The sequence below is a fragment of the Cellulomonas sp. P4_A2 genome (genome assembly GCF_056402515.1).
Genome location: NZ_JBFUHG010000004.1, coordinates 101,854 through 127,033, shown reverse-complemented (window position 1 = coordinate 127,033; position 25,180 = coordinate 101,854). Strand labels below are relative to the sequence as shown.

General features: G+C 72.6%; 22 protein-coding genes. 7 read left to right on the top strand and 15 right to left on the bottom strand.

Features of this window, described 5'->3' with window-relative positions:
- Positions 1–337: 337 nt before the first annotated feature.
- From AC1DUE_RS05365 to AC1DUE_RS05355, 3 genes are read right to left on the bottom strand one after another with little or no spacing between them, the layout of a single operon-like run.
- Positions 338–1,204: a MaoC/PaaZ C-terminal domain-containing protein gene (locus AC1DUE_RS05365; RefSeq protein ID WP_477038367.1), complete on the bottom strand. Its 867-nt coding sequence runs from the start codon at positions 1,202–1,204 to the stop codon at positions 338–340.
- Positions 1,201–2,535 carry a 3-oxoacyl-ACP reductase gene (locus tag AC1DUE_RS05360; protein WP_477038366.1) on the bottom strand — a complete coding sequence of 445 codons (1,335 nt, stop codon included), beginning with the start codon at positions 2,533–2,535 and terminating at the stop codon, positions 1,201–1,203. Before AC1DUE_RS05360 ends, AC1DUE_RS05365 begins: the two co-directional genes overlap by 4 nt.
- On the bottom strand, positions 2,535–3,845 hold the full coding sequence (locus tag AC1DUE_RS05355; protein WP_477038365.1) for an acetyl-CoA C-acetyltransferase: 1,311 nt from the start codon (positions 3,843–3,845) through the stop codon (positions 2,535–2,537). Before AC1DUE_RS05355 ends, AC1DUE_RS05360 begins: the two co-directional genes overlap by 1 nt.
- A 71-nt stretch (positions 3,846–3,916) precedes the next feature.
- Between AC1DUE_RS05355 and AC1DUE_RS05350 the strand changes: the two genes are divergently transcribed.
- A complete protein-coding gene (locus tag AC1DUE_RS05350; RefSeq protein ID WP_477038364.1) occupies positions 3,917–4,696 on the top strand; it encodes a TetR/AcrR family transcriptional regulator in 780 nt (259 codons plus the stop codon).
- Positions 4,693–6,762, top strand: coding sequence for an acyl-CoA dehydrogenase family protein (locus AC1DUE_RS05345; RefSeq protein WP_477038363.1), 2,070 nt, complete (start codon positions 4,693–4,695; stop codon positions 6,760–6,762). Before AC1DUE_RS05350 ends, AC1DUE_RS05345 begins: the two co-directional genes overlap by 4 nt.
- A 69-nt stretch (positions 6,763–6,831) precedes the next feature.
- Here the strand turns inward: AC1DUE_RS05345 and AC1DUE_RS05340 are convergent, their stop codons facing one another.
- The 10 genes from AC1DUE_RS05340 to AC1DUE_RS05295 all read right to left on the bottom strand — a co-directional run bounded on the left by AC1DUE_RS05340 (position 6,832) and on the right by AC1DUE_RS05295 (position 18,133).
- Entirely contained in the window at positions 6,832–7,077 is a 246-nt protein-coding gene (locus AC1DUE_RS05340) for a LapA family protein (RefSeq protein ID WP_477038362.1), read from the bottom strand.
- Positions 7,078–7,143: 66 nt separating this feature from the next.
- Entirely contained in the window at positions 7,144–7,869 is a 726-nt protein-coding gene (locus AC1DUE_RS05335; protein WP_477038361.1) for a DUF2599 domain-containing protein, read from the bottom strand.
- 49 nt (positions 7,870–7,918) lie between these two features.
- The gene (locus tag AC1DUE_RS05330) at positions 7,919–9,430 is read right to left on the bottom strand and encodes an alpha-amylase family glycosyl hydrolase (RefSeq protein WP_477038360.1); all 1,512 of its coding nucleotides are present in this window, start codon (positions 9,428–9,430) and stop codon (positions 7,919–7,921) included.
- A complete protein-coding gene (locus AC1DUE_RS05325; RefSeq protein ID WP_477038359.1) occupies positions 9,427–11,232 on the bottom strand; it encodes a GH39 family glycosyl hydrolase in 1,806 nt (601 codons plus the stop codon). The genes AC1DUE_RS05330 and AC1DUE_RS05325 overlap by 4 nt, the downstream gene beginning before the upstream one ends.
- On the bottom strand, positions 11,229–12,731 hold the full coding sequence (locus AC1DUE_RS05320) for a glucoamylase family protein (RefSeq protein WP_477038358.1): 1,503 nt from the start codon (positions 12,729–12,731) through the stop codon (positions 11,229–11,231). Before AC1DUE_RS05320 ends, AC1DUE_RS05325 begins: the two co-directional genes overlap by 4 nt.
- 40 nt (positions 12,732–12,771) lie before the next feature.
- On the bottom strand, positions 12,772–13,653 hold the full coding sequence (locus AC1DUE_RS05315) for a carbohydrate ABC transporter permease (RefSeq protein ID WP_477038357.1): 882 nt from the start codon (positions 13,651–13,653) through the stop codon (positions 12,772–12,774).
- Positions 13,650–14,708 (bottom strand): carbohydrate ABC transporter permease, encoded by a 1,059-nt coding sequence (locus tag AC1DUE_RS05310; RefSeq protein WP_477038356.1) that lies wholly within the window; start codon positions 14,706–14,708, stop codon positions 13,650–13,652. Before AC1DUE_RS05310 ends, AC1DUE_RS05315 begins: the two co-directional genes overlap by 4 nt.
- A gap of 3 nt (positions 14,709–14,711) precedes the next feature.
- Positions 14,712–15,980, bottom strand: coding sequence for an extracellular solute-binding protein (locus tag AC1DUE_RS05305; protein WP_477038355.1), 1,269 nt, complete (start codon positions 15,978–15,980; stop codon positions 14,712–14,714).
- Between the two features lie 38 nt (positions 15,981–16,018).
- A complete protein-coding gene (locus AC1DUE_RS05300; RefSeq protein ID WP_477038354.1) occupies positions 16,019–17,050 on the bottom strand; it encodes a LacI family DNA-binding transcriptional regulator in 1,032 nt (343 codons plus the stop codon).
- 48 nt (positions 17,051–17,098) lie between these two features.
- Positions 17,099–18,133 (bottom strand): hypothetical protein, encoded by a 1,035-nt coding sequence (locus AC1DUE_RS05295; protein WP_477038353.1) that lies wholly within the window; start codon positions 18,131–18,133, stop codon positions 17,099–17,101.
- 118 nt (positions 18,134–18,251) lie between these two features.
- Here AC1DUE_RS05295 and purL point away from each other — a divergent pair, with 118 nt between their 5' ends.
- Positions 18,252–20,615, top strand: a complete 2,364-nt coding sequence (purL, locus tag AC1DUE_RS05290) for a phosphoribosylformylglycinamidine synthase subunit PurL (protein WP_477038352.1) — start codon at positions 18,252–18,254, stop codon at positions 20,613–20,615.
- A gap of 52 nt (positions 20,616–20,667) precedes the next feature.
- Positions 20,668–21,675: a ribosome small subunit-dependent GTPase A gene (gene rsgA, locus AC1DUE_RS05285; protein WP_477038351.1), complete on the top strand. Its 1,008-nt coding sequence runs from the start codon at positions 20,668–20,670 to the stop codon at positions 21,673–21,675.
- Here rsgA and AC1DUE_RS05280 read toward each other — a convergent pair whose 3' ends face one another.
- Together AC1DUE_RS05280 and AC1DUE_RS05275 are read right to left on the bottom strand one after the other, a co-directional pair.
- Positions 21,676–22,575: a hypothetical protein gene (locus AC1DUE_RS05280; RefSeq protein ID WP_477038350.1), complete on the bottom strand. Its 900-nt coding sequence runs from the start codon at positions 22,573–22,575 to the stop codon at positions 21,676–21,678. It lies immediately after the preceding gene.
- Between the two features lies 1 nt (position 22,576).
- On the bottom strand, positions 22,577–23,179 hold the full coding sequence (locus AC1DUE_RS05275; protein ID WP_477038349.1) for a hypothetical protein: 603 nt from the start codon (positions 23,177–23,179) through the stop codon (positions 22,577–22,579).
- A gap of 65 nt (positions 23,180–23,244) precedes the next feature.
- Here AC1DUE_RS05275 and AC1DUE_RS05270 point away from each other — a divergent pair, with 65 nt between their 5' ends.
- From AC1DUE_RS05270 to AC1DUE_RS05260, 3 genes are all read left to right on the top strand, one after another.
- A complete protein-coding gene (locus tag AC1DUE_RS05270) occupies positions 23,245–23,619 on the top strand; it encodes a sterol carrier family protein (protein ID WP_477038348.1) in 375 nt (124 codons plus the stop codon).
- 25 nt (positions 23,620–23,644) lie between these two features.
- Positions 23,645–23,992 (top strand): histidine kinase, encoded by a 348-nt coding sequence (locus AC1DUE_RS05265; RefSeq protein WP_477038347.1) that lies wholly within the window; start codon positions 23,645–23,647, stop codon positions 23,990–23,992.
- Between the two features lie 176 nt (positions 23,993–24,168).
- Entirely contained in the window at positions 24,169–25,158 is a 990-nt protein-coding gene (locus tag AC1DUE_RS05260; RefSeq protein WP_477038346.1) for a DUF4214 domain-containing protein, read from the top strand.
- Positions 25,159–25,180: the final 22 nt, after the last annotated feature.

Here is a 25,180-nt window from a genome sequence, read left to right as displayed (position 1 = left end):
GTTGCCGCGGTGTTCGTCGCGACCGCAACGCCTGACCCGCCGCGAGCACGAGCGTTGCCGCGGTGTTCGTCGCGACCCGAACGCCTGACCAGCAGCGCGAGCTCGTGCGGCGCGACCGTGACGCCTGACCCGCCGCGCGAGCTCGTGCGTCTGAGCCCAGGTCGTGCGTGGAAAGAGTCGAGCTCGGCCCAGACGCACGACCTCACGCGCAGGTGGGCTTCACCCTGCGGCGGGACCGTCTCTGAACCAGGATGGTCCCAAGGCGAGCGGCCGGCGGGATCCGAGACCCGGCGGCCGTTCGTCGGTCTCCGGGCGGTCAGCAACGGGATCTCGCGGCTCAGCCGAGCGGCGTGACCGAACCCGTCAGGTGCGGCACCTTGGTCCAGGCCGCGAACGAGAATCCGCCGTCCGACGGGGCGATCCGTACGTTCACCGTCGACGGCAGCAGCACCGGCTTGGCGAACTCGACCGACCAGTCGAAGGCGTCGGTCCGCGCCGCGCCCACGGAGGCCAGCGCGCGCGACGCCGTGTACATCCCGTGGGCGATCGCGCGCGGGAACCCGAACGCCCTGGCGGCCAGCGACGAGAGGTGGATCGGGTTGTGGTCGCCCGAGACCGCCGCGTACCGGCGACCGGTGTCCGCGCCGAGCACCCACTGACCGGTGGGCGTCGGGGCGGTCCACCCGCTGCGTTCGTCGGGACCTTCGCCCCGCAGGAACACGCCGCGCGCCAGGTAGGTGGAGACGCCGCGCCACGCGACCTCGTCGTCGGCGGAGACCGTCGTGACGAGGTCCACCTGCGTGCCGGTGCGGTGACCGCGCAGGTTCGTCGCCGAGGCCCGGAGCTCGAGCGTGTCCCCCAACGACAGGGCGCGGCTCTGGACCACCCGGTTGGAGAGGTGGACCAGGCCGGCGAGCGGGAGCGGGAAGTCGGCGCGCGCCATGAGGGCCGTCGCGACGGGGAACGCCAGCACGTGCACGAAGCCGGCGGGCAGGGCGTCGCTCGCCGACTCGCCGAGCAGGTGCTGGTACTCGGTCAGGTGGTCCGCGGTGGCCTGGACCGACCGGACGACGTACTCGACGTCGGGCAAGGAGGTCGGTGCCCGGTCGAGCCGGCGAGACACGGACAGTCGTCCCGACGACGCCGCGCCGCGCACGTAGAGGCCGCCGAGCCCGGGCACGCCGGGCAGGACGACGACCGTCACTGACCGACCAGGTTCTGCCCGCACACCCGCAGCACGCGCCCCACGATCCCACCCGCGGCGGGCGAGGCCAGGAACGCGACCGTCTCGGCCACGTCCACCGGCTGGCCGCCCTGCTGCAGCGAGTTCAGCCGACGGGCCACCTGCCGCGTGATCGCCGGGATGCGCGCGGTCATCTCGGTCTCGATGAAGCCGGGCGCGACCGCGTTCGCGGTGCCGCCGAACGCCTCGAGCAGGGGAGCGGTCGCGCGGACCATGCCGATCACGCCGCCCTTGGACGCTGCGTAGTTGGACTGCCCGCGGTTGCCCGCGATGCCCGAGGTCGACGCGAGCGAGACGATCCGCGGTGCGTCGGTGAAGTCGCCCGAGGTCAGGAGCGCCTCGTTGATCGCCAGCTGCGACGCGATGTTCACCGCCAGCACGGACTCCCACTTGTCGGGGGTCATGTTGGCAAGCAGCTTGTCGCGCGTGATGCCCGCGTTGTGCACGACGATGTCGAGCCGCCCGTGCCGCTGCAGCGCGTGCTCCAGCAGCCGGGCACCGGCGTCCGGCGCCGTCACGTCGAGCTGCAGGGCGGTCCCGCGGACGCCGTTGGCGACGGCGACGAGCTGTTCCCCGGCGGCGGGAACGTCGACGGCCACGACCGTCGCACCGTCGCGGGCGAGCGTGTCGGCGATCGACTCGCCGATGCCGCGCGCGGCGCCGGTGACCACGGCGACGCGGCCCTCGAGCGGGCGGTCCCAGGACGAGGGAAGCGAGCCTGCCGACGAGTCGACGGCGAGCAGCTGCCCGTCCACGAACGCCGACTTCGTCGACAGGAAGAACCGCAGCGCGCCCACCACGGACGGCGCGGTGACCGGCACGCCGGCGCCGAGGACCAGGCCGTTCGCGGTCGCGCCGCCGCGCAGCTCTTTGGCGATCGACCGCAGGAGCCCGTCGACGCCCTGCCGCGCCGCCGCGACGGCGGGTGCGTCGTCCGCCGAGGCCGCTCGCGACACCGTGACCACGCGACCGCCGCGGGCGAGCCTCTTGAGCACCCCGGCCAGGGCCAGCACGGGCTCGGCCAGAGCCGACGGGTGCGTCAGCTCGGTGAGGCCGACGACGACCGCCGAGTACCGCAGGTCGGGCGTGGGGTGCCGGTGGACGTCGAGGTCCCAGTCGGCGGACAGCAGGCGTGCGAGCTCGTCGTCACCGAGCACCAGCACGGGCCCCTCCAGCAGCGGCTGCCCGGGCGCGAACCGCTGGAGCGGCGCGGGCTGCGGGAGGCCCAGCTTCTTGGCGACGTTGCCGGTGACGCCGCCGTTGACCAGGTTCAGGTACGTGTCGGTGGACATCAGGCCGCCTCGAGGATCGCGGTCAGACCGAGCCCGCCGGCGGCGCACACGGAGACGAGAGCCCGGGTGCCGGGTCCCCGTCGGTGGAGCTCCTTGCTGACGGTCGCGACGATGCGCCCGCCGGTCGCGGCGAACGGGTGCCCCGCCGCGAGCGAGGACCCGTGGACGTTCAGCTTCGAGCGGTCCACGGTGCCGAACGCGCCGTCCAGCCCCAGCCGTTCGCGGCCGAACTCTTCGGACTCCCACGCCGCGAGGATCGTCAGCACGGTCGACGCGAACGCCTCGTGGATCTCGATGAGGTCGAAGTCCGCCAGCGACAGGCCGTTGCGGGCCAGCAGCCGAGGCACCGCGAACACGGGCGCCATGAGCAGCCCGTCGACGCCGTGCACGAAGTCGACCGCGGCGGCCTCGGCGTCGACGATCGAGGCCAGGGGAGTCAGGTCGTGGGCGCCGGCCCAGTCGGCCGACCCGAGCAGCACGGTCGACGCCCCGTCGGACAGCGGCGTCGAGTTGCCCGCCGTCATCGTCGCGGGGCTGTCCAGCCCGAGCCCGAACGTCGGCTTCAGCGACGCCAGCTTCTCCAGGGAGGAGTCCGCGCGCAGGTTCGCGTCGCGCGTCAGGCCGCGGAACGGCGTGACCAGGTCGTCGAAGAACCCCTCGTCGTAGGCGGCCGCCAGGTTCTGGTGGCTGGCCAGCGCGATCTCGTCCTGCGCCTCCTGCGTGATGCCCCACTGCGCCGTGGTGAGCGCCTGGTGCTCGCCCATCGACAGGTGCGTACGCGGCTCGCTGGTCCGGGGCGCCGACGGGGCGAGGTCCTTGGGCCGGATCTTCGCCACGGCTGCGAGCTTCTGGGCCGCGCTCTTCGCCCGCGAGAGGTCGAGCAGCTGACGACGCAGCCGGTCGCTGACCGCGATGGGGGCGTCCGACGTCGTGTCCACGCCGCCGGCGATCGCCGACTCCAGCTGCCCGAGCCGGATCTTGTTGCTCAGCGAGACGACGGTCTCGAGCCCGGTCGCGCACGCCATCTGCACGTCGTAGGCGGGCGTCTCGGGGGACAGGGCCGAGCCGAGCACCGACTCGCGCGTGAGGTTGAAGTCGCGGCTGTGCTTGAGCACGGCGCCCGCGGCGACCTCGCCGATCCGCATCCCTTGCAGGCCGTAGCGCGCCACCAGCCCGTCGAGCGCGGCCGTCAGCATGTCCTGGTTGCTCGCGTGCGCGTAGGGCCCGCCGGCGCGGGCGAAGGGGATGCGGTTCCCCCCGAGGACGTAGGCGGTTCTGGGAGCGGGGGCGGGGGATGTGCGACGGGCCATCAGGGCTCGTTCCTCTCGCATCGTCAATGAAGCGGTGTCCGAAACCCACAGTACCTGATACCTTCGGTCTCGTGAGCCCGAGCCCCCCGGGTCCGTCGACGACGACGACCCTCACCGCCATGCATCTCGAGCAGCCGGAACCTGACGGCCGCTCGACCCGTTGGGCTGACCATCGCGAGGCCCGTCGCGCCGAGCTGGTGCGCACCGCTCGCAAGACGGTCCATCATCGCGGACCCGACGTGTCGATGGAGGAGATCGCGGCCGAGGCCGGCACCTCCAAGTCGATCGTCTACCGCTACTTCAGCGACAAGACCGGCCTGCAGATCGCGGTCGCCGAGGCCGTCGTCCTGCAGATCCAGGGAGCGCTCGAGGGCGTGCTCCGCGTCTCGCCGACGCCGCGCGAGGGTCTGCGCGCCATGGTCGCGGTCTACCTCGAGATGATCGAGTCGTCGCCCAACGTCTACGCGTTCGTGACCCGCAACGGCTCGGTCGAGTCGGGCGGACCGCTCGGGCACTTCCTCGACTCGGTGACCGCCCTGGTCGCCGCCCCGTTCGCGCGCGGGCTGACCGAGGAGCACAGCGGCCGCGCGCACCGGCCCGAGGACGCCTCCGCCGACGACGCAGCCCTCACCGCCCGCGTCGCGCTGGCTGAGTCGTGGGCCGCCGGCGCCGTCGGCTTCGTGCGCGGGGCCGGCGAGTGGTGGCTGGCCCACCGCGACGAGCCCGGCACCCCGGACCGCGAGGAGATCACGGCCCAGGTCGGCGCCTGGCTGTGGGCAGGACCCGTGGGCCTCCTGGCCCGAGACCGCAAGACCACCACCAGCACGTCCACCACCCCGGAGGAAGCATGAGCACCACCACGCAGCGCCCCGTGACCCCGGTGGACGAGGCCGGCGACCCGCGCCTCGACGCCGACGTCTCGGTCGACATCGCCCACCTGAGCGAGGTCCTGCTCGGTCACTACCCGGACCTGCGGCTGGCCGCGCGCACGCTGATGGCGGACGAGCGGTTCCACCGGATCGAGGGTCAGCCCCTGCCGGAGCACCGCGAGCGCGTGCTCGGGCAGCTGCGGCTGCTGGCCAAGGAGGGCGACGTGCACCGCTCGTTCCCGCCGCGGTTCGGGGGTGCCGACGACCACGGCGGATTCCTGGCGCGGTTCGAGGAGCTGACGCACGCCGACCCGTCGCTGCAGATCAAGTCCGGCGTGCAGTGGGGCCTGTTCGCCTCGGCGATCTACCACCTGGGCACCGAGCGCAACCACGACGAGTTCCTGGCCGACGCCCTGAGCATCAAGGTCCCGGGCGCGTTCGCGATGACGGAGACCGGCCACGGCTCCGACGTCGCGGCCATCGGCACCACGGCGACGTTCGACGAGGCGACCCAGGAGTTCGTCATCCACACGCCGTTCCGCGCGGCGTGGAAGGACTACCTCGGCAACGCGGGCGTCCACGGCACCGCCGCGGTCGTGTTCGCGCGGCTGGTCACGCAGGGCGTCGACCACGGGGTGCACGCGTTCTACGTGCCGATCCGCGACGAGGAGTCGTTGGCCTTCCTGCCCGGCGTCGGCGGCGAGGACGACGGGCTCAAGGGCGGCCTGAACGGCATCGACAACGGCAGGCTCTGGTTCGACCAGGTGCGCGTACCGCGGACCAACCTGCTCAACCGGTACGGCGACGTCACGCCCGAGGGGGTCTACGAGTCGCCGATCGACAGCCCCGGACGCCGGTTCTTCACGATGCTCGGCACGCTGGTCCAGGGGCGCGTCTCCCTCGACGGTGCCGCCGTCGTCGCCGCCCGCCTGGGGCTGACGATCGCGATCACCTACGGCAACCAGCGCCGGCAGTTCGCGTCCTCGTCGCCGAGCGAGGAGGTCGTGATCCTCGACTACGCCGAGCACCAGCGCCGCCTGCTCCCGCTGCTCGCGGAGACGTACGCCGCCGGGTTCGCGCACGAGGACCTGCTGGCGGCGTTCGACGACGTGTTCTCCGGCCGCAACGACACCGTGCAGACGCGCGAGGACCTCGAGACGCTCGCCGCGGCGCTCAAGCCGACGTCGACGTGGCACGCCCTGAACACGCTGCAGGTCTCGCGCGAGGCGTGCGGCGGCGCCGGGTTCCTCGCGGAGAACCGGATCACCGGGCTGCGCGCCGACATGGACGTCTACGCCACGTTCGAGGGCGACAACACTGTCCTGCTGCAGCTCGTCGGGAAGCGTCTGCTGGCGGACTACGCGAAGTCGTTCAAGCACCTCGACGCCACCAAGGTCGCCCGCGTGGTGGCCGAGCGGGCCGCCGACGCCGCCCGCTACCGCACCCCGCTGGTGCGGGCGGTCCAGACGATCGCCGACGTGGGAGACCCCCGTCGCTCGGCCGGTCAGCTGCGCGAGACGACGACGCAGCGCGAGCTGCTCGTGGACCGCGTCGAAACGATGGTCGCCGAGGTCGCCCAGGCGCTGCGCCCGTCGCAGAAGGCCTCGCCCGCCGAGGCCGCGGCCCTCTTCAACGCCCACCAGCACGAGCTCGTCGAGGCCGCGCGTGCGCACGCCCAGCTGGTGCAGTGGGAGTCGTTCACGGCGGCGCTCGAGCGGGTGACGGACCCGAGCACGCGGCAGATCCTCACGTGGGTCCGCGACCTGTTCGGGCTCTCGCTCATCGAGCGGAACCTGACCTGGTACCTGCTGAACGGCCGGCTGTCGGCCGGACGTGCCCGCACCGTGACGTCGTACATCGACCGGCTGCTGGCCCGGCTGCGGCCGCACGCGCAGAGCCTGGTCGACGCGTTCGGCTACGAGCAGGCCCACCTGCGCGCACCGATCGCGTCGGGCGCCGAGGCGGAACGCCAGGACGAGGCCCGCGCCTACTACAAGGCCCAGCGCGCGTCCGGCGACGCCCCGGTCCCGGAGAAGCACCACCGCTGAACCTCGTCGAACCTGCAACGTCCGCACTCGTGAGGCCTATACGCCCCTCGAGTGCGGACGTTGCGGGTTCTAGCCCTTGCGGGACGCGCGGCGCGACTTGCCGATCCAGCCGGCGACGGCGCCGAGCAGGAAGGTCACCAGGATCACGACCCACTCGGGCGTCTCGAACTCGGTGAACACGAGGTTGAAGGTCACCGGGTCGCGGTTGGCGAGGATCAGGATGACGACGACGACGAGGATGACGAGCGCGAGCCAGCGACGCTTGAGGAACGCGACGACCGGGCTCTCCTTGGTCGGCGAGCTGTTCTGGGACATCGGACGACTACCCCCGGTGCTAGACGGACTGTCGCTCGATTGTTCCGCTCCGGGGCGCTGACCGGGTCATTCAGGGTTGCAACGCGCCGCGATCATGTCGACGGCGCTGACGTCGGGGCGCCACGGCTCGAGGTTCCAGGTGTCCTTGTCGGGGGCGCCGAGCTGGTGGCACTCGAGCTGGGCCCGCATGCTCGGCGTGTCGGCGTCGGGCTCCCGGGCGACCAGCTGCGACCACAGCCCGACGCTCGCGGCCTGCGACCACGCCCGCGCCCAGGCGCTCGGCGTGACCGCGAGCGAGGTGCCGCCCTCGGCCTTGCCCCAGACGGCGTCCTGGACGGCCGCGGCGGCGAACCAGAGCCCGGCGGGCGCCGTGCCGGTGAGCCGCACCGAGGTCGGGTCCTCCTGCACGAGCCGGATGCCGGGGGCGTCCGTGCTGACCCCCGCGACGAAGGCCCCGCCGGCGTCCTCGACCACGGCCGACCCGTCGTCGAGCGCGCGGAACGTGTTCCCCGCCGGCGCCGTGAGGATCGACTCGCCCGTCGAGACGGAGATGCGCACCGAGCCGTCGTCGACGGGCGTGGCGGTCGGGACGGCGGCGGGGTCGAGGGGCTGCACGGTGATCGTCGCCGGACCCGCCGTGACGGTGAGAGGCGGGGGAGCCGCGGGCGTGGCGGCCACGGACGGTGCGGCGGCCGTGTCCGACGGCGGGTCCACGGTCACAGCCGGTCCGGTGCACGCGGCGAGGAGGACGGAGGCGGCGACGAGTGCGACGACCAGTCGTGACCTCGGCATGTGCGGAACGGTACCAACGCCGGGGTGGGCGCGAGGGCGGATCGGCGGCTCAGGCCTGCAGCCAGACGCACGTCGACGGCTCGACGACGGCCGGGTCCGCGAGCGGTGCGCTCGTCGCGACCTGCGCGTACCCGGTGGGCAGCAGCCGGTTGAGGGGCCACGGGCGCGACGACGCGTTGAGCACGGCGATCGAGGTGCCGCGCTGCGCCGCGAGGATCCCCGACGGCGTCGGCAGCCAGGTCACGCGCGCCGGCGCATGCGCCCACAGGCGCTGCCGCTCCCGCAGGGCGAGATGGATCACGGACCACGGCGAGGTCGGGTCCGTCTCCTGCAGGTCGCGCGCGAGGGGCCCGAACGACTCCGGCACCGGCAGCCACGGGGTGCCGGTGGTGAACCCGAACGCCGGCTCCGACGAGGTCCAGGGCAGCGGGACACGTGCGCCGTCCCGGTTGGGCAGCTGACCGCGCGAGCGCAGCGACTGCGGGTCCTGCCACGCCTCGCGCGGCACATCGACCTCGGGCAGGCCGAGCTCGTCGCCGGCGTAGAGGTAGAACGCGCCCGGCATGGCCAGCAGGAAGAGGTGCAGCGCCAGGGACCGGTCGAGGCCGAGGCGGGTGGCGGCGCGGGCGATGTCGTGGTTGCCGACGACCCAGGCGGGCAGGGCGTCGACGGCGCGGTGCCCCGCGAGCTGCTCGTGGATGGTCCTGCGCAGGGCCGCGGCCGACCACCGCGTGCGGAAGACGTCGAACGCGAACGCCTGCCCGAGCTCGTCGGGCCGCGCGAACGACGAGGTCCGGCTCGGCGGTCCCCAGACCTCGGCGACCGCATAGACGTCGGGTGCGGTGTCGTCGAGGACCTTGCGCCACGACCGGTAGATCTCGTGCACCTCGGGCCGGTCCCAGTGCGGGTGCACGCTGCTTCCGCGGCGGATCTCGGCGTAGGACGGGTCCTTGGCAAGCCCGCCCGCGACGTCCACCCGGAACCCGTCGACCCCGCGCGCGACCCAGAACCGCAGCGTCCTGTCCCAGTCGGCGCGGACGTCCGGGTGCGCCCAGTTGAGGTCCGGCTGCTCGGCCGCGAAGAGGTGCAGGTACCAGTCGCCGTCCGGCAGCCGGGTCCACGCCGACCCGCCGAACATCGACCGCCAGTGCGTGGGCGGTCGGTCCCCGGGCAGGATGTGGAACCGCGCACGGGAGGGCGCGCCGGGTCCGTCGGCGAGGGCCCGCCGGAACCACGGGTGCTGGTCCGAGACGTGGTTGGGCACGAGGTCCATCACCACCCGCAGGCCTCGGGAGTGCGCCTCGGCGACCAGCCGGTCGAACGCCTCCAGCGAGCCGAACAGCGGGTCGACGTCGCGCGGCTCGGCCACGTCGTACCCGTGGTCGGCCTGCGGCGAGGGGTAGATCGGCGTGAGCCACAGGGCGTCGACGCCGAGCCTGGTCAGCGCGTCGAGACGCGAGACCAGGCCCAGCAGGTCGCCGACGCCGTCGCCGTCCCCGTCCGCGAACGAGCGGACGTAGACCTGGTAGACGACCGCCGTCCGCCACCACCGCCGGTTCATCCCACGCGCACCGCCTCGACGAGCACGACGCTGGGGCTGGGCAGCTCGACCGTCACCGGTCCGTCCAGCGGGTGCTCGCTCGTGGCGAGACGGTCCGCCTCGCGCAGCACGGCCCACTGCTCGTCGGACGGCCAGTCGCCTCCGCCCAACCCCGCCCAGACCGCCGCGATGTTCGAGTGGTCGGCATCCACCCGGTACTCGCGGACCACCCACTCGCCGGGCGGCAGGCCGTCCAGGCTCAGCGACACCGTGCGGGCCAGGGCGGCGGAGCCGTCGACCTTGGTCTGGTCGAGGGTGCCGTTCCAGAGGGCGACCGCGACGCGGTCCTCGTCGCGCGACGCCCACGCCTCCACCATCGAGCCCGCGCCGTCGCCGGACACGGTCGCCGCGATCTCGTCGCGACCCAGCTGCTCGAGCAGGTACAGCGCCCACCAGCGGGGCTTGCGCAGCTCGCCGACGGTCCGCAGCCCGAACCCCCCGTGCAGCAGCCGCGGCGGCCGCCCGAGCTCCTCGAACTGGTCGGAGACGACCCAGTAGGACAGCGCGTCGATCCGGCCGGCCGCCGACTTCATCCCGCGCGCGAGGAACGCCGCCGAGAAGACGCCGTCGTTGGCGTTGCCGAAGTGCGTGGGCGTGACGCCCCACTCGGTCCACCAGATCGCGGCGTCACCGCGGCCGTAGCGCTCGAGGGTCGGGCGCAGGTCCAGCGGCGCGTTGCCGTAGGTGTGCGTCGAGACGAAGTCGACCGGGGCGCCCGACGACGCCACGTGGTCGAGCAGCCCGTCGACCCACCCCGCGGCGGCGGTCGAGGGTCCGCCGACGACCAGGCCGTCGTCGACCGACCGCACGGCCCGGACGGTCTCGTCGTAGAGCCGCCAGAACTCGTCGCGCGTGCCGCTCCAGAACACCTCGAGGTTCGGCTCGTTCCAGACCTCGAACGACCAGTGGTCGCGGACCTCGTCGAGGCCGTAGCGGTCGACGAGGTGCTGCACGAGGTCCTGGATCAGGGCGGTCCAGCGCAGCCACGACCGGGGCGGCGAGACGATCGCCGCGTAGGCGAACACCGTCACGGACGGGTCCGATGCCAGGTCGCGCGGCATGTACGACAGCTCCACGACGGGCCGCAGGCCGAGCGCGAGCAGCCGGTCGTAGACCGCGTCGACGCCGGTGAAGTCGTGCACCGGCTCCCCGTCGACCTCGCGGTACACGCCGAGGTCGTCGCAGAGGATCGCGTGCGCCCGGACGGTCGAGACGCCGAGCTCGTCGTGCGCGGCGGTCAGCGCCGAGCTCAGGTCGTCGGCGATCCGCTGGCCGCCGACGGTGCCCTCGCTGAGCAGCAGGCTCAGGTGCTCGGACCCGATCATGGGCCGCCAGGGCCGTGGGAGCTCGCGCACCGTGGTCGACGCGTCGACCGACACCCGCACAGGGGAGGCGACCCCGGCCAGCGACGCCGCGACGACCTCCGGGCCGGCCGGGCCGGTCACCGAGACGTCGGAGACCGTCGCGACCGCGTACCGGTACGGCACGCCGGGCGTCCCGGTGGTGTCCGCGTACGGCCCGTGCGGGACCGCCAGGACGTCGCCGCCGGAGTGGTCGAGGTGCTGCAGGCCGTCGTCGGAACCCCGCAGGACCTGGTAGCCGACCGCGCCGGGCACCGGCTCCCAGTGCAGGGTCACGTGGCCCACGCCCGGCTCGGCGCGCAGGCCGGTCGGCGCGGGCAGCACGGGGATCTCGCGCTGCTCGTCGACCGAGGAGGGCAGCCCGATCCGGGCCTCCCAGTCGGTGCGGGCGTCGCTGGTCACTTGACCACCCCCGCGCTGAACTCCTCCTGACCGATCAACGGCCGGAGCACCCGCTCGACGTCCCGCGTGCCGAACGAGCGGTGCAGCAGGTCGTGGCCGAGCACGTTGCCGAGCGAGCCGAGCACCATGCCCTGGTCGAGGGAGAGGTAGCGCTTGGCCTGCGTGTTCGAGCGCACCGCGACCGAGTCGTAGAACCCGCCGGCGCCGTACGCGCCGAGCTTGGTCTCGATGTTGCGCAGGTTGTCGATCGCCTCGCGCGGTGCGTAGGGCAGGGCGAGGAACGACGCGTGCGGGGTGACGACGCCGTCGCCGAAGGTGGGTGTCGGGTTCGTCGCCTCGCGACAGCCCTCGTAGCCCGCGTCGACGTCCGTCTTCTCCGCGTCGGAGGGGTACCCGGTCGGGTCCATCCCGATCGCGTCGACGCCGTACACGTTGTAGGACCCGAACGGGTCGCTGGCCGGCGAGAAGCCCCAGTAGCCGTAGCCGGCCTCGTCGAGACCGTGCTCGATGTGCGCGCGGACGGCGAGCGGGTGGTTGACGCCCCAGCTCTTGGGCGCCCACGTCGACTCCGGCACGAACAGGTCCGGCATGAGCTCCTCGAACATGTCGCCGCCCCACGTCGGGACGATCTGCATGCCGCGGTAGGTGAACGCGCCCTCGAAGACGTCGATGCCCTCGTACGTGCGCGTCACCCCGACCGGCCGCTGCTCCAGCCAGGACCAGTCACAGCTCGCGGGGAACGTGCGGTTCGTCGCGAAGTAGTGCTCGGGCGGGATCTGGCCGCGCGCGATGCCGATGTAGCTGGCGATGCGCGGCTCGGAGTTGGTGATGTCGTAGTGGTTCTTGGTGAAGTACACCGGCGACCCCGCGACCGTGCCCGGGTCGGTCTCGACGGCCGGCGGGTCCGCCCAGAACCCGCCGCGCATCATGCCGGGCCTGGTGCCGCCGAACTGGTTCGCGTCGTAGAACGCCGCGAAGTTCATGGGCTCGAGCAGGGCGTCCACCTGGTGGCGGAGCGACGGCTCGGCGGTGCGGACGACCATGAGCGCCGCGGCGAACCAGCCGTTGTCCACGGTCGAGAGGAACGGGTAGACGGTCTCGCCGGTCGGGAAGACGGTGAGCTTGGCGCCCGTCGCCTCGTCGTACCAGTTGTAGAACATCCCGCTCGGCTCGTGGCGCTCGACCTTCGACATGGTGGTGAGCGTCTGCTTAAGGCGTTGCTTCGCCTCTCTCTTGCCGATGATGCCCAGCTCCTCGGCGGAGACCGTCGACCACAGGTACGCGCCGATGTTCGTCGGCGAGGTGTAGCCGGAGCGGGTGGCCGGATCGAGGGAGGCGTCGATGTTGTCGGCCGGGAGGCCGGTCTTCTCGTCGGTCATCGCAACGAACGAGGTCCAGGTGTCGGCCGCCCAGCGGCGCAGGTCTCTCTGGTCCTCGTTGCCCCGGTGGGCGGTCGCTGAGGTGGCGCCGGACACGACGAGGCCGACGGTTGCGAGCATGGCAAAGCCAGCGGTACGGAGTTTCACGGTTCGAGTCCTCTCAGGACTTCAGGCCGGTGGTCGCCAGCCCTTGGACGAAGTGACGCTGGAGCGTGAAGAAGACGATCAGGATCGGCAGCAGGACCACGACGGAGCCGGCCAGCAGGAGGCCGTACTGGGTCGCGTTCTGACCGACGCTGTAGAGCGCGAGCGCGACGGGCAGCGTGTACATGTCTTCGGTGCTGGACACGACCAGCGGCCAGAGGAAGTTGTTCCACGACGCCAGGAACGTGAGGATCGCGAGCGTCGCGAGCGCCGGCTTGCACAGCGGCAGGACGACCCGCAGGAAGATCCGGAACTCGCCCGCACCGTCTACGCGGGCGGCGTCGACGAGCTCGTCGGGGATGCCCTGGATGAACTGCCGCATGAGGAACACGCCGAACGGTCCGGCCAGGAACGGCAGGATCAGGCCCCAGTAGGTGTTCACCATCCCGAGGTTGCTGACCAGCACGAACAGCGGGACCAGCGTCACCATGCCCGGGATCATCAGCGTGGCCAGCACCAGCCGGAACAGCCAGGTGCGCCCCCAGAAGTCGATCTTCGCGAACGCGTACCCGAGCATCGAGCAGAACACCAGGTTGCCGAGCGTCACGACGACGGCGACGACGACCGAGTTGGCGAAGAACTGCGTGAAGTCGAGCCGCGTGAACAGCTCCCGGAAGTTGTCGAGCGTCGGGTTCTGCGGCCACCAGGTCGGGGGGTTCGCGCGCAGCTCGCCCTCCGTCTTGAAGGAGCCCAGCAGCATCCAGACGAACGGCGTCACGACGAGCACGAGGCCGATCCCGAGGACGGCGTAGAGCCACGCGCGGGGCTGCGGCTCGCCGATGTGCGAGCCGATCGTGCCGCGCGGCTTCGTCGCCGGCTTGTCCGTGACGGCGGTCATCGCAGGCCTCCCGTGGTGATGGGGGCGTCAGGCACGACGGCGGCGGCCGGTGTCTTCTGCCACCAGCGGCGCTTGCGTCCCGCGGCGTCGTCGCGGTCGCCCAGCAACCGGAACTGCAGGATCGTCATGAGCACCACGGCCAGGAACAGGATGTAGCTCATCGCGGCCGCGACCCCGTAGTTGCCGAAGCCGAAGGTGTTGTAGATCAGGTACGCCACCGACAGCGTCGAGTTGAGCGGGCCGCCCTGGGTCATCACGAACGGCTCCTCGAAGAACTGCAGGAACCCGATGCCGGTGATGACGCCGGCGAACAGCATCGTCGGGCGCAGCGTGGGGATCGTGATCCGGGTGAGCCGCTGCCAGGCGGTCGCGCCGTCCAGCGCGGCGGCCTCGTGGAGGGCCTTGGGCACCGACTGCAGACCCGCCAGGAAGATCACGATGAGCGTGCCCATCGAGCGCCAGGTCGCCATCGCGATGAGCGACGGCATGGCCCAGGTGGTGCTGCCGAGCCAGTCGGGACCCTGGATGCCGAACCAGCCGAGGACCTCGTTGACCAGGCCGTTCTCGGGCTGCAGCAGGAAACGCCACACGACGGCGACGGCGACGATCGACGTGATCACCGGCATGTAGTAGCCGACCCGGAAGAAGCTGGCCAGCCGTGTGATCCCGGTGTTCAGGGCGATCGCGATGGCGAGGGACACCACCATGGTCAGCGGCACGCCGACCGCCACGAAGTACAGCGTGTTCCACGCGGCGGTACGGAACGTGGGGTCGGTCAGGACGCTCGTGAAGTTCTCGAACCCGACGAGGTTGACCGCGAACGGGTTCTGCAGGTCACGGCTCTTGATGTCCGTGAAGCTCATGAAGAGCGACGAGAGCACGGGCCACGCCGTGAACACGAGGAAGAGGACCACGAACGGCGCGGCCATCCCCCAGGCGGCGAGGCTGCGGCGTCTGCGCAGGGGCGAGGAGCGGCGGACCCGCGGCGGGGTGACGGCCTGGTCGGCCGCACCCCGCCCCGGACGTACGCCGGCCCCGGTGAGGGTGGCGGACATGGCTCAGAGCCCCGTCCCGATGGAGTCCGCCTGGGACTGCATGGTCTTCGCAGCCTCGGCCGGGTCCTCGCCGGTCTTGCAGACCTTCTCCAGCTCGGTGTCGATGACGCTGGCGATCTGCTCCCACGTGGGGATCGCGGGCGCGGCGACGGCGGTCTTCAGCTGGTCGCCGAACACGGCCAGGGCCGGGTCGGAGCCGAGGTCGCCCTCGGTCCACGCGGACTGCACGGACGGCAGGTCGCTCGTGGTCTTGTACCACTCGGCCTGGGTCGCAGGGTCGCTCAGCCACTGCACGTAGGTCCAGGCGGCGTCACGGTTCTCGCTGCTCTTGAACACGGCGAGGTTGCTGCCGCCGATGAAGGACGCCGGCTTCTCGTCGGCGGGCATCGGCGCGAGCGTGACCTTGTCCATGAAGCCCTCGCCGCCCGTCTCGTTCAGCAGGCCGATGTGCCACGGCCCGGAGACGAACGAGCCGATCTTGCCGGCCACGAAGTCGGGCTCCAGGCTGCCCTCCGGCAGCTCCTTGGGCGCCACGCCGTCGGTGAAGAACGACTGGTAGTACGTCAGAGCCTTGACCATCTCCGGGGTGTCGAGCGTGAGCTCGCCGGCGTCGTTCATCAGCTCGGCCCCGGCCTGCCAGGCGAACGGCAGGAACGTCTGCCACGCGCCGGTCGCGCCGGGCTGGAGGTTGATCCCCCACTGCGCGCCGGCGCTCTGCAGCCCCTTGGCGGTCGCGGTCAGGTCCTCCCAGTTCGCAGGCGTCGGCGAGACGCCGGCCTGCTCTGCGAGCGCGGTGTCGAGGTAGATCACGCGGGTCTCGACGTACCAGGGGACGCCGTAGGAGACGTCGTTCACGACGGTCGAGCCCCAGGCGCCCTCGAAGAACGTGGAGCTGTCGACGACGTCCGGCGTCGGGTCCAGCCCGCCGGTCGCGGCGAACTCGCCCATCCAGGTGGTACCGATCATCGAGACGTCCGGCACCTCGTCGGCGGCGATCGCGGTCGCGATCTTGTCGTGCGCGGCGTTCCACGGGATCGCGGTGACGTCGATCTTCACGTCCGGGTACTTCTCCGTGAAGGCCTGGGAGAACTCTCCGAGCTTCTCGCCCTCGGTGCCCATCGCCCAGACGGTGACAGTTCCGCTGAGGTCGTCGCTGGCGACGGCTGCTGCACTGGTCTCCGACCCGCCGGGCGTGTCGCTGCGACCGCAAGCGGTCAGGGCGAGGATGCCGACTGCCAGCGCGGCGACTGTGGCGCGCGTGGTCCTGCTCATGTTTCCTCCTGGTTCCGGACGGTCCCCGGTGGGGGTCGTCAGGCGTGGGACCCGCAGCTGTCGCGCACCACCAGGTCGGTGGTCAGCGACTCGTGCCGCGGGGTCGTACGGGATCCGGTGATCCGCTCGTCGAGCGCCTCGGCGGCAAGTGCCCCGAGAGTGCGCATCGGCTGGCGGACCGTGGTCAGTGCCGGGCGGGCGTGGCGCGCGGCCATCACGTCGTCCCAGCCTGTGATCGCGACGTCCCGGCCCACTGTCAGACCGAGCCCCTCCGCCGCGACGATGGCCCCGAGCGCGATCTCGTCGTTGGCGCAGACGAGTGCGTCGGGGGGGTGTGTGCCCCCCAGCAGCTCCGTGGCGACGCGGGTGCCCGAGCTCTCGTCGAGCGGGCAGGCTGCCACGGACAGTTCGATGTCGTGCTCGGCGAGCGCGTCGTGCACCCCGCGCCAGCGCTCGATCACGTCGGGCGAGTCGCCGGTCGAGCCGACGAACGCGGCGCGGCCCGGGCGGTGCGAGGCCAGGTGCGCGCCCAGCAGCCGCGCGGCCGACCGCCCGTCGGTGCGGATCGAGTCGGCGCCGTCGATGCCGGGCCGGGCCACCAGGACGACGGGCAGCCCGCTGCCGACGAGGCCGGCGACGAGCTCGTCGTCGACCGTCCGGCCGAGCAGGACCAGGCCGTCCACCCGGCCCGCGAGCTCGTTCACGGCCAGCTCGGCGTCGCTGCGGCCGCGCGTCGCGAGCACGAGGACGCTCCGGCCCCGCTGCGAGGCGGCCTCCTCGTACCCGAGCAGCACCTCGGCGTAGTACGGCCCCGACAGGTCGGGGAAGACGATCCCGTTCGCGGCGTGCCGGCGCTGGGCCAGCGACGTCCCCGCGTGGCTCGGCCGGAAGCCGAGCTCGGCGACCGCGGCCAGCACCTTCTCGCGCGTCGCGGCGGCCACCGGCGCGGACCCGTGCAGGGCCCGGGACACCGTGGCGATGCCGACGCCGGCGTGCTCGGCGACGTCGTAGATCGTCACCGTCCGACGGGTCTTGCCGTCGTCGCCGGGGTTCATAGGAAGCGCTTTCACATGACGAGCGTCACACCCGATGGTGGACCCCGCAACCGGAAGCGCTTCCTATGCGCCGATCAGAACCTCGTCGGCTACCTCCTCGGCGGCCCTCGTGCGACCGTCGACGACGACGAGCACGAGGAGCGCCAGCAGGGCGCCGACCCACCCGTACTGCACGCCGAACTGGCCTCCGACCTGCACGAGCGAGCTCACCACGGACACGCCCTGGTAGAGCTCCTGGGCTTCGGCGCCGGTGTACATCGCGCCGGTGGCAGCCACGGATGCCGCGACGGCAGAGAACCAGACGGCGAGCGTGAACGCGGTGCGGCCGAACCTCCGGTGCATCGTCCGGGCGGCCACGTACGCCAACGCGCCCTGCACGAGCGCGACGACGACAGCCCCGAGCCACAGCCGCGGGGTGCCACCGGTGATGAGGGAAGCCCACCAACCGCCGGGGACCGGCAGGAGCGTCGCCGCCCAGGGCCACGCGTCGGCGTGGGCGGCCACGGCCGCCGGGTCGGTCAGGTCGACCGAACGGTCTGTCCACGAGCGCAACGCGCCGACCACGAACCAACCGAGGCCGCCGACCAGTGCGGCCGTGACCGCGGCCAGCCGGGCGGCGCGCCCGGTCGCGGGAGCTGTGGTCCGCAACGGACGTCGTTGGACGGCGACGACGGCGAGCCCGACGGCCCAGCCCCAGACCACGCCCCAGTACCCGCCCGTCGCGATCGCCGAGATCCGCTGGCCCGTTCCGGCGATCGCCGTGCGGTCGATCATCTCGGCCATCGCCAGCGTGGCCAGTCCCGAGCCCGCGACGGCCGCGAACCACGCGGCGAGGACGACCACCGGCCACCCGCCCGTCCGGGGTCGCGAGACCGGGACCACGAGCCCTCCGACCACCACGGCGAGCACGAGGATCCCGACCGCCCAGGCGGTCGTGCGGGTTCCCGCCTGCTGGAGGGCTCCGCCCGTGGACGGCACGAACGACGCCGGGCCCGCGTGGTCACGCCAGGAGTGCGCGACCGTCCCGCTCAGCACCCACAGGGCGGCCGCGACGAGCGCGGCGACGGACGAGCTGACGAGCACCCCTGCCCTGGACATGGACGGACGATAGCGAGCCTGAGACGGCCGCGAGGCCCGTTCGCGCGCCCCGGTAGGCTGTGCCTCGTCTGCCGACCCCTGCCGCCGCCTCGCGCGCGGCCCCCGATCGAGGGATCAGATGGCCTCCAGCACGACCCACGCCCACGTCTCCGACACCGTCGAGAACGCCGCCGCGACCCCGGACCTGGTGCAGCCGTTCGCCGAGCTCGGGCTCAAGCCGGACGAGTACCAGCGCATCCGCGACCTGCTCGACCGCCGCCCCACGGCCGCCGAGCTCGCCATGTACTCGGTGATGTGGTCGGAGCACTGCTCGTACAAGTCGAGCAAGAACCACCTGCGCCAGTTCGGCGACAAGACGACCGACGCCATGAAGGAGCACCTCCTCGTCGGCATCGGCGAGAACGCGGGCGTGGTCGACATCGGTGACGGCTGGGCCGTGACGTTCAAGGTCGAGTCGCACAACCACCCGTCCTACGTGGAGCCGTACCAGGGCGCGGCCACGGGCGTCGGCGGCATCGTGCGCGACATCATCTCCATGGGCGCCCGCCCGGTCGCGGTCATGGACCAGCTGCGCTTCGGCGCCGTCGACCACCCCGACACCGCCCGCGTCGTGCACGGCGTGGTGGCCGGCGTCGGGGGCTACGGCAACTCCCTCGGCCTGCCCAACATCGGCGGCGAGCTCGTGTTCGACCCGTCCTACCAGGGCAACCCGCTGGTCAACGCGCTGTGCCTCGGCGTCCTGCGGCACGAGGACATCCACCTGGCCAACGCCTCCGGCACGGGCAACAAGATCGTCCTGTTCGGTGCGCGCACGGGCGGCGACGGCATCGGCGGCGCGTCGATCCTGGCGTCCGAGACCTTCGACGACACCAAGCCCTCCAAGCGGCCGTCGGTGCAGGTGGGCGACCCGTTCATGGAGAAGGTGCTCATCGAGTGCTGCCTCGAGCTCTACGCCGCGCGCGTGGTCGAGGGCATCCAGGACCTGGGCGCCGCCGGCATCTCCTGCGCGACCAGCGAGCTGGCCTCCAACGGCGACGGCGGCATGCACGTCGACCTCGAGAACGTGCTGCTGCGCGACCCGACCCTGACCGCCGGCGAGATCCTCATGTCGGAGTCGCAGGAGCGGATGATGGCCGTCGTCCGGCCCGACCAGCTCGACGAGTTCCTCGCGATCACCGCGAAGTGGGACGTCGAGACCGCGGTGATCGGCGAGGTCACCGGCACCGGCCGCCTGACCATCGACCACCACGGCGAGCGGATCGTCGACGTCGAGCCGCGGTCCGTCGCGCACGACGGACCCGTCTACGACCGCCCGTACGCGCGCCCGGCGTGGCAGGACGGACTGAACGCGGACACGACCGCGTCGCTGGCGAAGCCCGCGACCGACGCCGAGATCCGCTCGACGGTGCTGCAGCTGCTGGCGTCGCCCAACCTCGCCTCCAAGGCCTGGGTCACCAGCCAGTACGACCGGTTCGTGCAGGGCAACACCGCGCTGGCGCAGCCCGACGACTCCGGCGTCATCCGCGTCGACGAGACGACGGGCCTGGGCGTCGCGCTGGCCACCGACGCGAACGGTCGCTACGCCAAGCTCGACCCGTACACGGGCGCGCAGCTGGCCCTCGCGGAGGCGTACCGCAACGTCGCGACGACGGGCGCGCGCCCGCTGGCCGTGACCGACTGCCTCAACTTCGGCTCGCCCGAGCACCCCGACTCGATGTGGCAGCTCGTCGAGGCGATCCGCGGCCTGGCCGACGCGTGCCAGACCCTCGAGGTCCCGGTCACCGGCGGCAACGTGTCCCTCTACAACGGCACCGGCGAACCCGGACTGATCGACTCCGCGATCCACCCGACGCCCGTCGTCGGCGTGCTCGGCGTGCTCGACGACGTCGCCGACGCGACCCCGTCCGGCTGGACCCAGCCCGGTCAGGCGGTCTACCTGCTCGGCACGACGAAGCCGGAGCTGGACGGCTCCGCCTGGGCCGACGTCGTGCACGGCCACCTCGGCGGCCTGCCGCCGGCCGTCGACCTGGCGGCGGAGCGTCGGCTGGCGTTCGTGCTCACGCACGCGAGCCGCGACGACCTCGTCGACAGCGCGCACGACCTGTCCGAGGGCGGTCTCGCGCAGGCCCTCGTCGAGTCGAGCCTGCGCTACGGCGTCGGCGTGCAGGTCTCGCTCGACGGCCTGTGCGCGCGCGACGGGATCACCCCGTTCGAGGCCCTGTTCTCCGAGTCGACGGCCCGCGTGCTGGTCGCGGTCCCGCGCACGGAGGAGGTCCGCCTGGTCGACCTCTGCACCGCGCGCGGCGTCCCGGCCCTGCGCCTCGGCGAGACGGCGGAGTCCTGCTCGCCCGGCGCCGGCACGCCCGTCGACGAGTCGGACCACGTGCACGGCCCGGCCGTCGAGGTCGAGGGCCTGTTCACGCTCCCGCTCGACGAGGCACGCGCCGCCCACGAGGCGACGCTCCCGCACTACTTCGGCTGAGCACTGGGTTAATCGGTCGCGTGCCGACGAGGTCGGCTTCTAGCGTCGACCCGTGTTCACGTCCGAGGCAGTCCGTGTCGTGCGCGCCGACAAGGGCGCGGTCCTCGTGCTGCCCTCGGTGGACGCCGAGCCGGTCCGCGTGACGCTCGACCGCGACGGCCTCGTCGCGACGCCCGACGGCGACCGCCTCGCGCCGACGGTCGGCGACTGGCTCGACGTCGCCGACGACCACGCGGTCCTCGTGCACGAGCGCCGCACCGCCCTGGTCCGCGACAGTGCGGGCGCGACGAGCCGCGAGCAGGCGCTCGCGGCGAACATCGACGTCGTCCTGATCGTCGAGCACCTGGACCCCGACCCGGACCTCGGCCGCATCGAGCGGATGCTCACGCTGGCCTGGCGCTCCGGCGCGCAGCCGGTCGTCGTGCTCACCAAGGCCGACCTGGTCCCAGACCCGGAAGGCATGGCGGCCGATGTGGCCGCCGTCGCGCTCGCGGTCGACGTGCACGCCATCAGCGTCCGCGACGACGAGGGCCTCGACCCGGTGCGCGCCCTCCTCGGCGACGGCGTCACCCTGGTCGTCGTCGGCCCGAGCGGCGCGGGCAAGTCGACGCTCGTCAACGCGCTCGCCGGACGCGAGCTCATGGACACCGGTGGCCGCCGCAACGACGGCCGCGGCCGGCACACCACCACGCACCGCCAGCTGGTCCCGCTGGCGGGCGGGGCGATGCTCATCGACACCCCCGGCATCCGCGGGGTCGGCGTCGTCGCGGACGAGGACGCCCTCGACACCACGTTCGCCGACGTGGCGGCGCTGGTCGCCCGGTGCCGCTTCGCCGACTGCCACCACGCGGGCGACGTGGGCTGCGCGGTCGAGGAGGCGTTGGCGACGGGAGAGCTCAGCGAGCGCCGGTTCGACAGCTGGCGCAGGCTGGCCAAGGAGGCCGCCTACCAGGCCCGCCGCTCGGACGCCCGCCTCGCCGCCGAGGAGCGTGACCGCTGGAAGCGGGTCACCAAGGAGTACCAGCGCGGCATGCGCGGCCCGGGCCGTCCCCGCAGCTAGCTAGAACGGCGGCGTGTTGACGAACTGGAACTGCAGCCGGGCGTCGGAGCTGCGCGGCACCATGAGCGTCGTCGCGCTCGGCGACCAGGCGGTGGGCACCAGGAACATGGCCGACGGCCCCTGCACGAGCAGGCGCAGCCCGCGGTAGCGGTAGCGGGGCTCGTCGCCACGAGAGGCGCAGTCCGCGTCCGGTGCGGGCCCGGTGACCCAGCAGAGGTCCTCGGGCGCGGCGACCGTGTTGCGCAGGTGCAGGTCGGCGGGGCTGTCGAGGATGACGGCCGGGAGCTGGTCCAGGTGGCGGGCGACCTGCTGGGCCTGCCCGCGGCCGGACCAGTCGGCGGTGATGGACACGGCCCAGAACGCCGCCGCCAGCACGATGACCCAGAGCCCGGCGACGGTGCCCGGCGCCTTCGTCGTCGCGAACGGCAGTGCCGAGGCGCAGACACCCGCACCGATGCCGATGAGGGAGGCGGACACCAGCGACAGGTACGGCCACGCGCCCCACCAGGCGTACCCGAGCAGCAGCAGGAGGCCGGCGCCCAGCACGGCGCCGCTGCCCAGCACCCAACGGCGCGCGATGCGACGGACGTGCGCGTCACCGTCGGACCGGGCTCGCAGCTCGGACGCCTCGACCTGCAGGCGGCCGCGCAGCGCGACGGCCGCCACGGACAGGACGACGAGCACGAGAAGCGGGACCAGCAGCGGCTGCGGGCTGCGCATCACGTAGTCGCGCGGGGTCAGGCCGATGGTGTCGACGTCGACCCCGAAGTAGGCGTACTGCGACTTGGTGTAGACGTAGCCGAAGTAGAACAGCAGCGTGCTGACCAGCGTGATCGGCGCAGCGATCTGCGTCGCGGTGGACAACCACTGTGGCAACGACCGGCCGGACGACGCGGCCATGTCAGGGCGTCCCGCTCCCTGCGACCGACTCCAGGTCGAGGTCGGGGGAGACGTCGGCGGCGTCGTCGACCTGGTGCGCGAGCGCGACGCAGTCGTCCTGCGACAGCGGCTGGCGGCACTGCAGCGTGCCGACCATCCCGACGAAGGCGTGCGGCTCGGGATCGCCGGACCGCACGAAGCCGATCGCGCAGGTCGACGCATCGACCGTGATCTGGGCGCCGTCGCACCACGGCACGCCGGCGTCGTCGCACACGTCACGGGTCGGCGTCCACGACGAGGGCACGACGACGGGATGGTCGACGCGGAAGGACAGCCCGTCGGTGAGCTGCGGTGAACCGTCGCCGCCCCAGGTCCAGAAGACGCACACCGTGTCGGGTGCGACGAGGTTCCCGGCCCCGGTGCCGGCGACGGCGGTGGTGAGGACCGGCAGGGACTGCCCGCGGGGCAGCGGAGCCTCCTGCGTGCCTGTACCGCGCGTCGGTGCCACGACCGGCTCCTGCGCCGGCGGCTGCGAGGTGGGCTGCCCGCCGGGGCCGCCGCAGGCTCCCAGCAGTCCCGCGCCGACGAGCAGCGCGGCGATCCTGAGCTTGTTGGTCTGTGTCATCGGGCCACCTCCGAAGCGACACAGAGAGGAGCGCCCGGCGGTCCGGCAGATACGAGAATGGGTCCATGCCTCCTCGTCGCCGCACCGACCCCGCCGACGGCCGGGCGGCCCTGGCCGCCTGGCGCGCGGACCCGTCGCAGGTCGGCCCACGTCGCACGGCGGTGCGGTTCACGCTCGAGGAGCTGGCCGACGTCGCGCCAGGGAACGCCGTCGAGGTGCGCGTCCCGCCCGACGGTGCCGTGCAGGCCGTCGAGGGACCTCGTCACACCCGGGGCACCCCGCCGAACGTCGTCGAGACCGACCCTCAGACCTGGCTGCAGCTGGCGACGGGCGCGCTGACCTGGGACGACGCGATCTCCGAGGGACGGATCCGGGCCTCCGGGGAGCGCGCGGACCTGGGCGAGTGGCTGCCGCTGCAGGCGGCCCGCACACGGTCCTGAACGGCTTCTGACCTAGGATCACGGGGTGCCCGACGACCCGGCTGCCCCCCAGCCCACGACGCCCGACGAGCCCCCGCTGCCCACGCCGGAAGAGCTCGAAGCCGCTCCCGACGCGGTCATCCGGCACGCCCCGAAGTTCGGCGCCTTCATCACGGCCGGCGCGATCGTCGGCTTCGTCCTGGGCCTGGTGCTCACCGCGCTGATCGGTCCCGAGACCCCGCTCGCGTCCGACGGCTCCGGGTTCCTCCCGTTCCTCGACGGCGAGAACGCGGTGCGCACGGTCGTGGCGGTCTCCGGTGCGGTGCTCGGCGGGTTCGCGGGCGCGCTGCTCGCAGTGATCGCGGACCGGCGGAGCCTGCGCGGACGACGCTAGGGCTGATCGGTCCTCGGGCGCCGCCCGAACGAGTGACCTTGGGTGCTGACGCACGCAATGCCCGCCGATCGACCGGTATGGTGCGCCCACGGTCACGGCCTGCGGTCGGTCTGGCACGGGTCGCGTCCCCGTTCGCGGGTCGTCGCGCGTCGACCTCCCCTTGGATCGGAGATCGCATGCGCCTCGTCCGCACGACCGCCGCGCTCGTCGTCTGCGGCCTGCTCGTCGCCCTGGCGGCGGGGCCTTCGGCCGCGGCGCCGCCGCCCGCGACGCCGTCCCCCGAGGTCGAGAACTACGTGGTGTCGGTGTACGACGACCTCTTCGACCGCGCCCCCGACCCGACCGGGCTCGCGACCTGGACCCGCGCCCTGAGCTCGGGCACGCCGAGGGTCGCGGTGGCGAACGCGATCACCTCGTCCGAGGAGTTCCGCTCCAGCCTCATCGCGGGCGCCTACGACGGCTACCTCGGACGAGAACCCGACGCTCCCGGACTTCAGTTCTGGCTGCAGAAGATGGCCGCCGGCATGACGATCGAGCAGCTCGACTCGGGCTTCATCGCGTCCGACGAATACTGGGTCGGTTCCGGCGGTACGGCTGCGCAGTGGGTGCGGGCCCTGTACCTGGACGTCCTCGGTCGCGCTGCGGGCGACTCGGAGGTCGCGTTCTGGCTGGACCAGCTCGGTCGCGGCGCGACCCGGGCGCAGGTGGCGATGGGCTTCCTGCTGTCGACCGAGTACCTCTCGTCGGTGGTCGACGGCTACTACCTGTGGCTGCTGGGTCGGAACCTGGACCCGAGCGGGCGGGCAACGTGGGTCTCCGCGATCCAGCGGGGCGCGCGGGACGAGCAGATCATCGGCTCGATCGTCGCGTCGGAGGAGTACTGGTCCTACGCCACGTCCGGCCCGGTCGTCGGCTACCTCGAGCTGTCGGACACGTCGATCTTCCCGCTCTCTCTCGGGGACGGGCAGAGCTACTCCATCTGGGCGTACGACACGAACGGCGACCTCATCGGCGACGTCAAGGAAGTGGCGAGCCTCACGTGGGACGGCCATCCGTGCCCGCTCTGGTTGTGCGTTCCCACGACGCTGGGCACCCACCTCATCGTCGCCAGCTACCGCGGAGCGATGGCGTTCGGCACCCTCACGTCGGGCCCGCCCCGCGAATGACGCGCGTCCGCTCTGGGCGCCG

What these genes read in the sequence shown, in the direction of transcription:
- AC1DUE_RS05360 (WP_477038366.1), bottom strand. Translation starts at nt 2,535, where the DNA reads ATGTCCACCGACACGTACCTGAACCTGGTCAACGGCGGCGTCACCGGC.
- AC1DUE_RS05355 (WP_477038365.1), bottom strand. Translation starts at nt 3,845, where the DNA reads ATGGCCCGTCGCACATCCCCCGCCCCCGCTCCCAGAACCGCCTACGTC.
- AC1DUE_RS05345 (WP_477038363.1), top strand. Translation starts at nt 4,693, where the DNA reads ATGAGCACCACCACGCAGCGCCCCGTGACCCCGGTGGACGAGGCCGGC.
- AC1DUE_RS05340 (WP_477038362.1), bottom strand. Translation starts at nt 7,077, where the DNA reads ATGTCCCAGAACAGCTCGCCGACCAAGGAGAGCCCGGTCGTCGCGTTC.
- AC1DUE_RS05335 (WP_477038361.1), bottom strand. Translation starts at nt 7,869, where the DNA reads ATGCCGAGGTCACGACTGGTCGTCGCACTCGTCGCCGCCTCCGTCCTC.
- AC1DUE_RS05330 (WP_477038360.1), bottom strand. Translation starts at nt 9,430, where the DNA reads ATGAACCGGCGGTGGTGGCGGACGGCGGTCGTCTACCAGGTCTACGTC.
- AC1DUE_RS05320 (WP_477038358.1), bottom strand. Translation starts at nt 12,731, where the DNA reads ATGCTCGCAACCGTCGGCCTCGTCGTGTCCGGCGCCACCTCAGCGACC.
- AC1DUE_RS05315 (WP_477038357.1), bottom strand. Translation starts at nt 13,653, where the DNA reads ATGACCGCCGTCACGGACAAGCCGGCGACGAAGCCGCGCGGCACGATC.
- AC1DUE_RS05310 (WP_477038356.1), bottom strand. Translation starts at nt 14,708, where the DNA reads ATGTCCGCCACCCTCACCGGGGCCGGCGTACGTCCGGGGCGGGGTGCG.
- AC1DUE_RS05305 (WP_477038355.1), bottom strand. Translation starts at nt 15,980, where the DNA reads ATGAGCAGGACCACGCGCGCCACAGTCGCCGCGCTGGCAGTCGGCATC.
- AC1DUE_RS05295 (WP_477038353.1), bottom strand. Translation starts at nt 18,133, where the DNA reads ATGTCCAGGGCAGGGGTGCTCGTCAGCTCGTCCGTCGCCGCGCTCGTC.
- purL (WP_477038352.1), top strand. Translation starts at nt 18,252, where the DNA reads ATGGCCTCCAGCACGACCCACGCCCACGTCTCCGACACCGTCGAGAAC.
- AC1DUE_RS05280 (WP_477038350.1), bottom strand. Translation starts at nt 22,575, where the DNA reads ATGGCCGCGTCGTCCGGCCGGTCGTTGCCACAGTGGTTGTCCACCGCG.
- AC1DUE_RS05275 (WP_477038349.1), bottom strand. Translation starts at nt 23,179, where the DNA reads ATGACACAGACCAACAAGCTCAGGATCGCCGCGCTGCTCGTCGGCGCG.
- AC1DUE_RS05270 (WP_477038348.1), top strand. Translation starts at nt 23,245, where the DNA reads ATGCCTCCTCGTCGCCGCACCGACCCCGCCGACGGCCGGGCGGCCCTG.
- AC1DUE_RS05260 (WP_477038346.1), top strand. Translation starts at nt 24,169, where the DNA reads ATGCGCCTCGTCCGCACGACCGCCGCGCTCGTCGTCTGCGGCCTGCTC.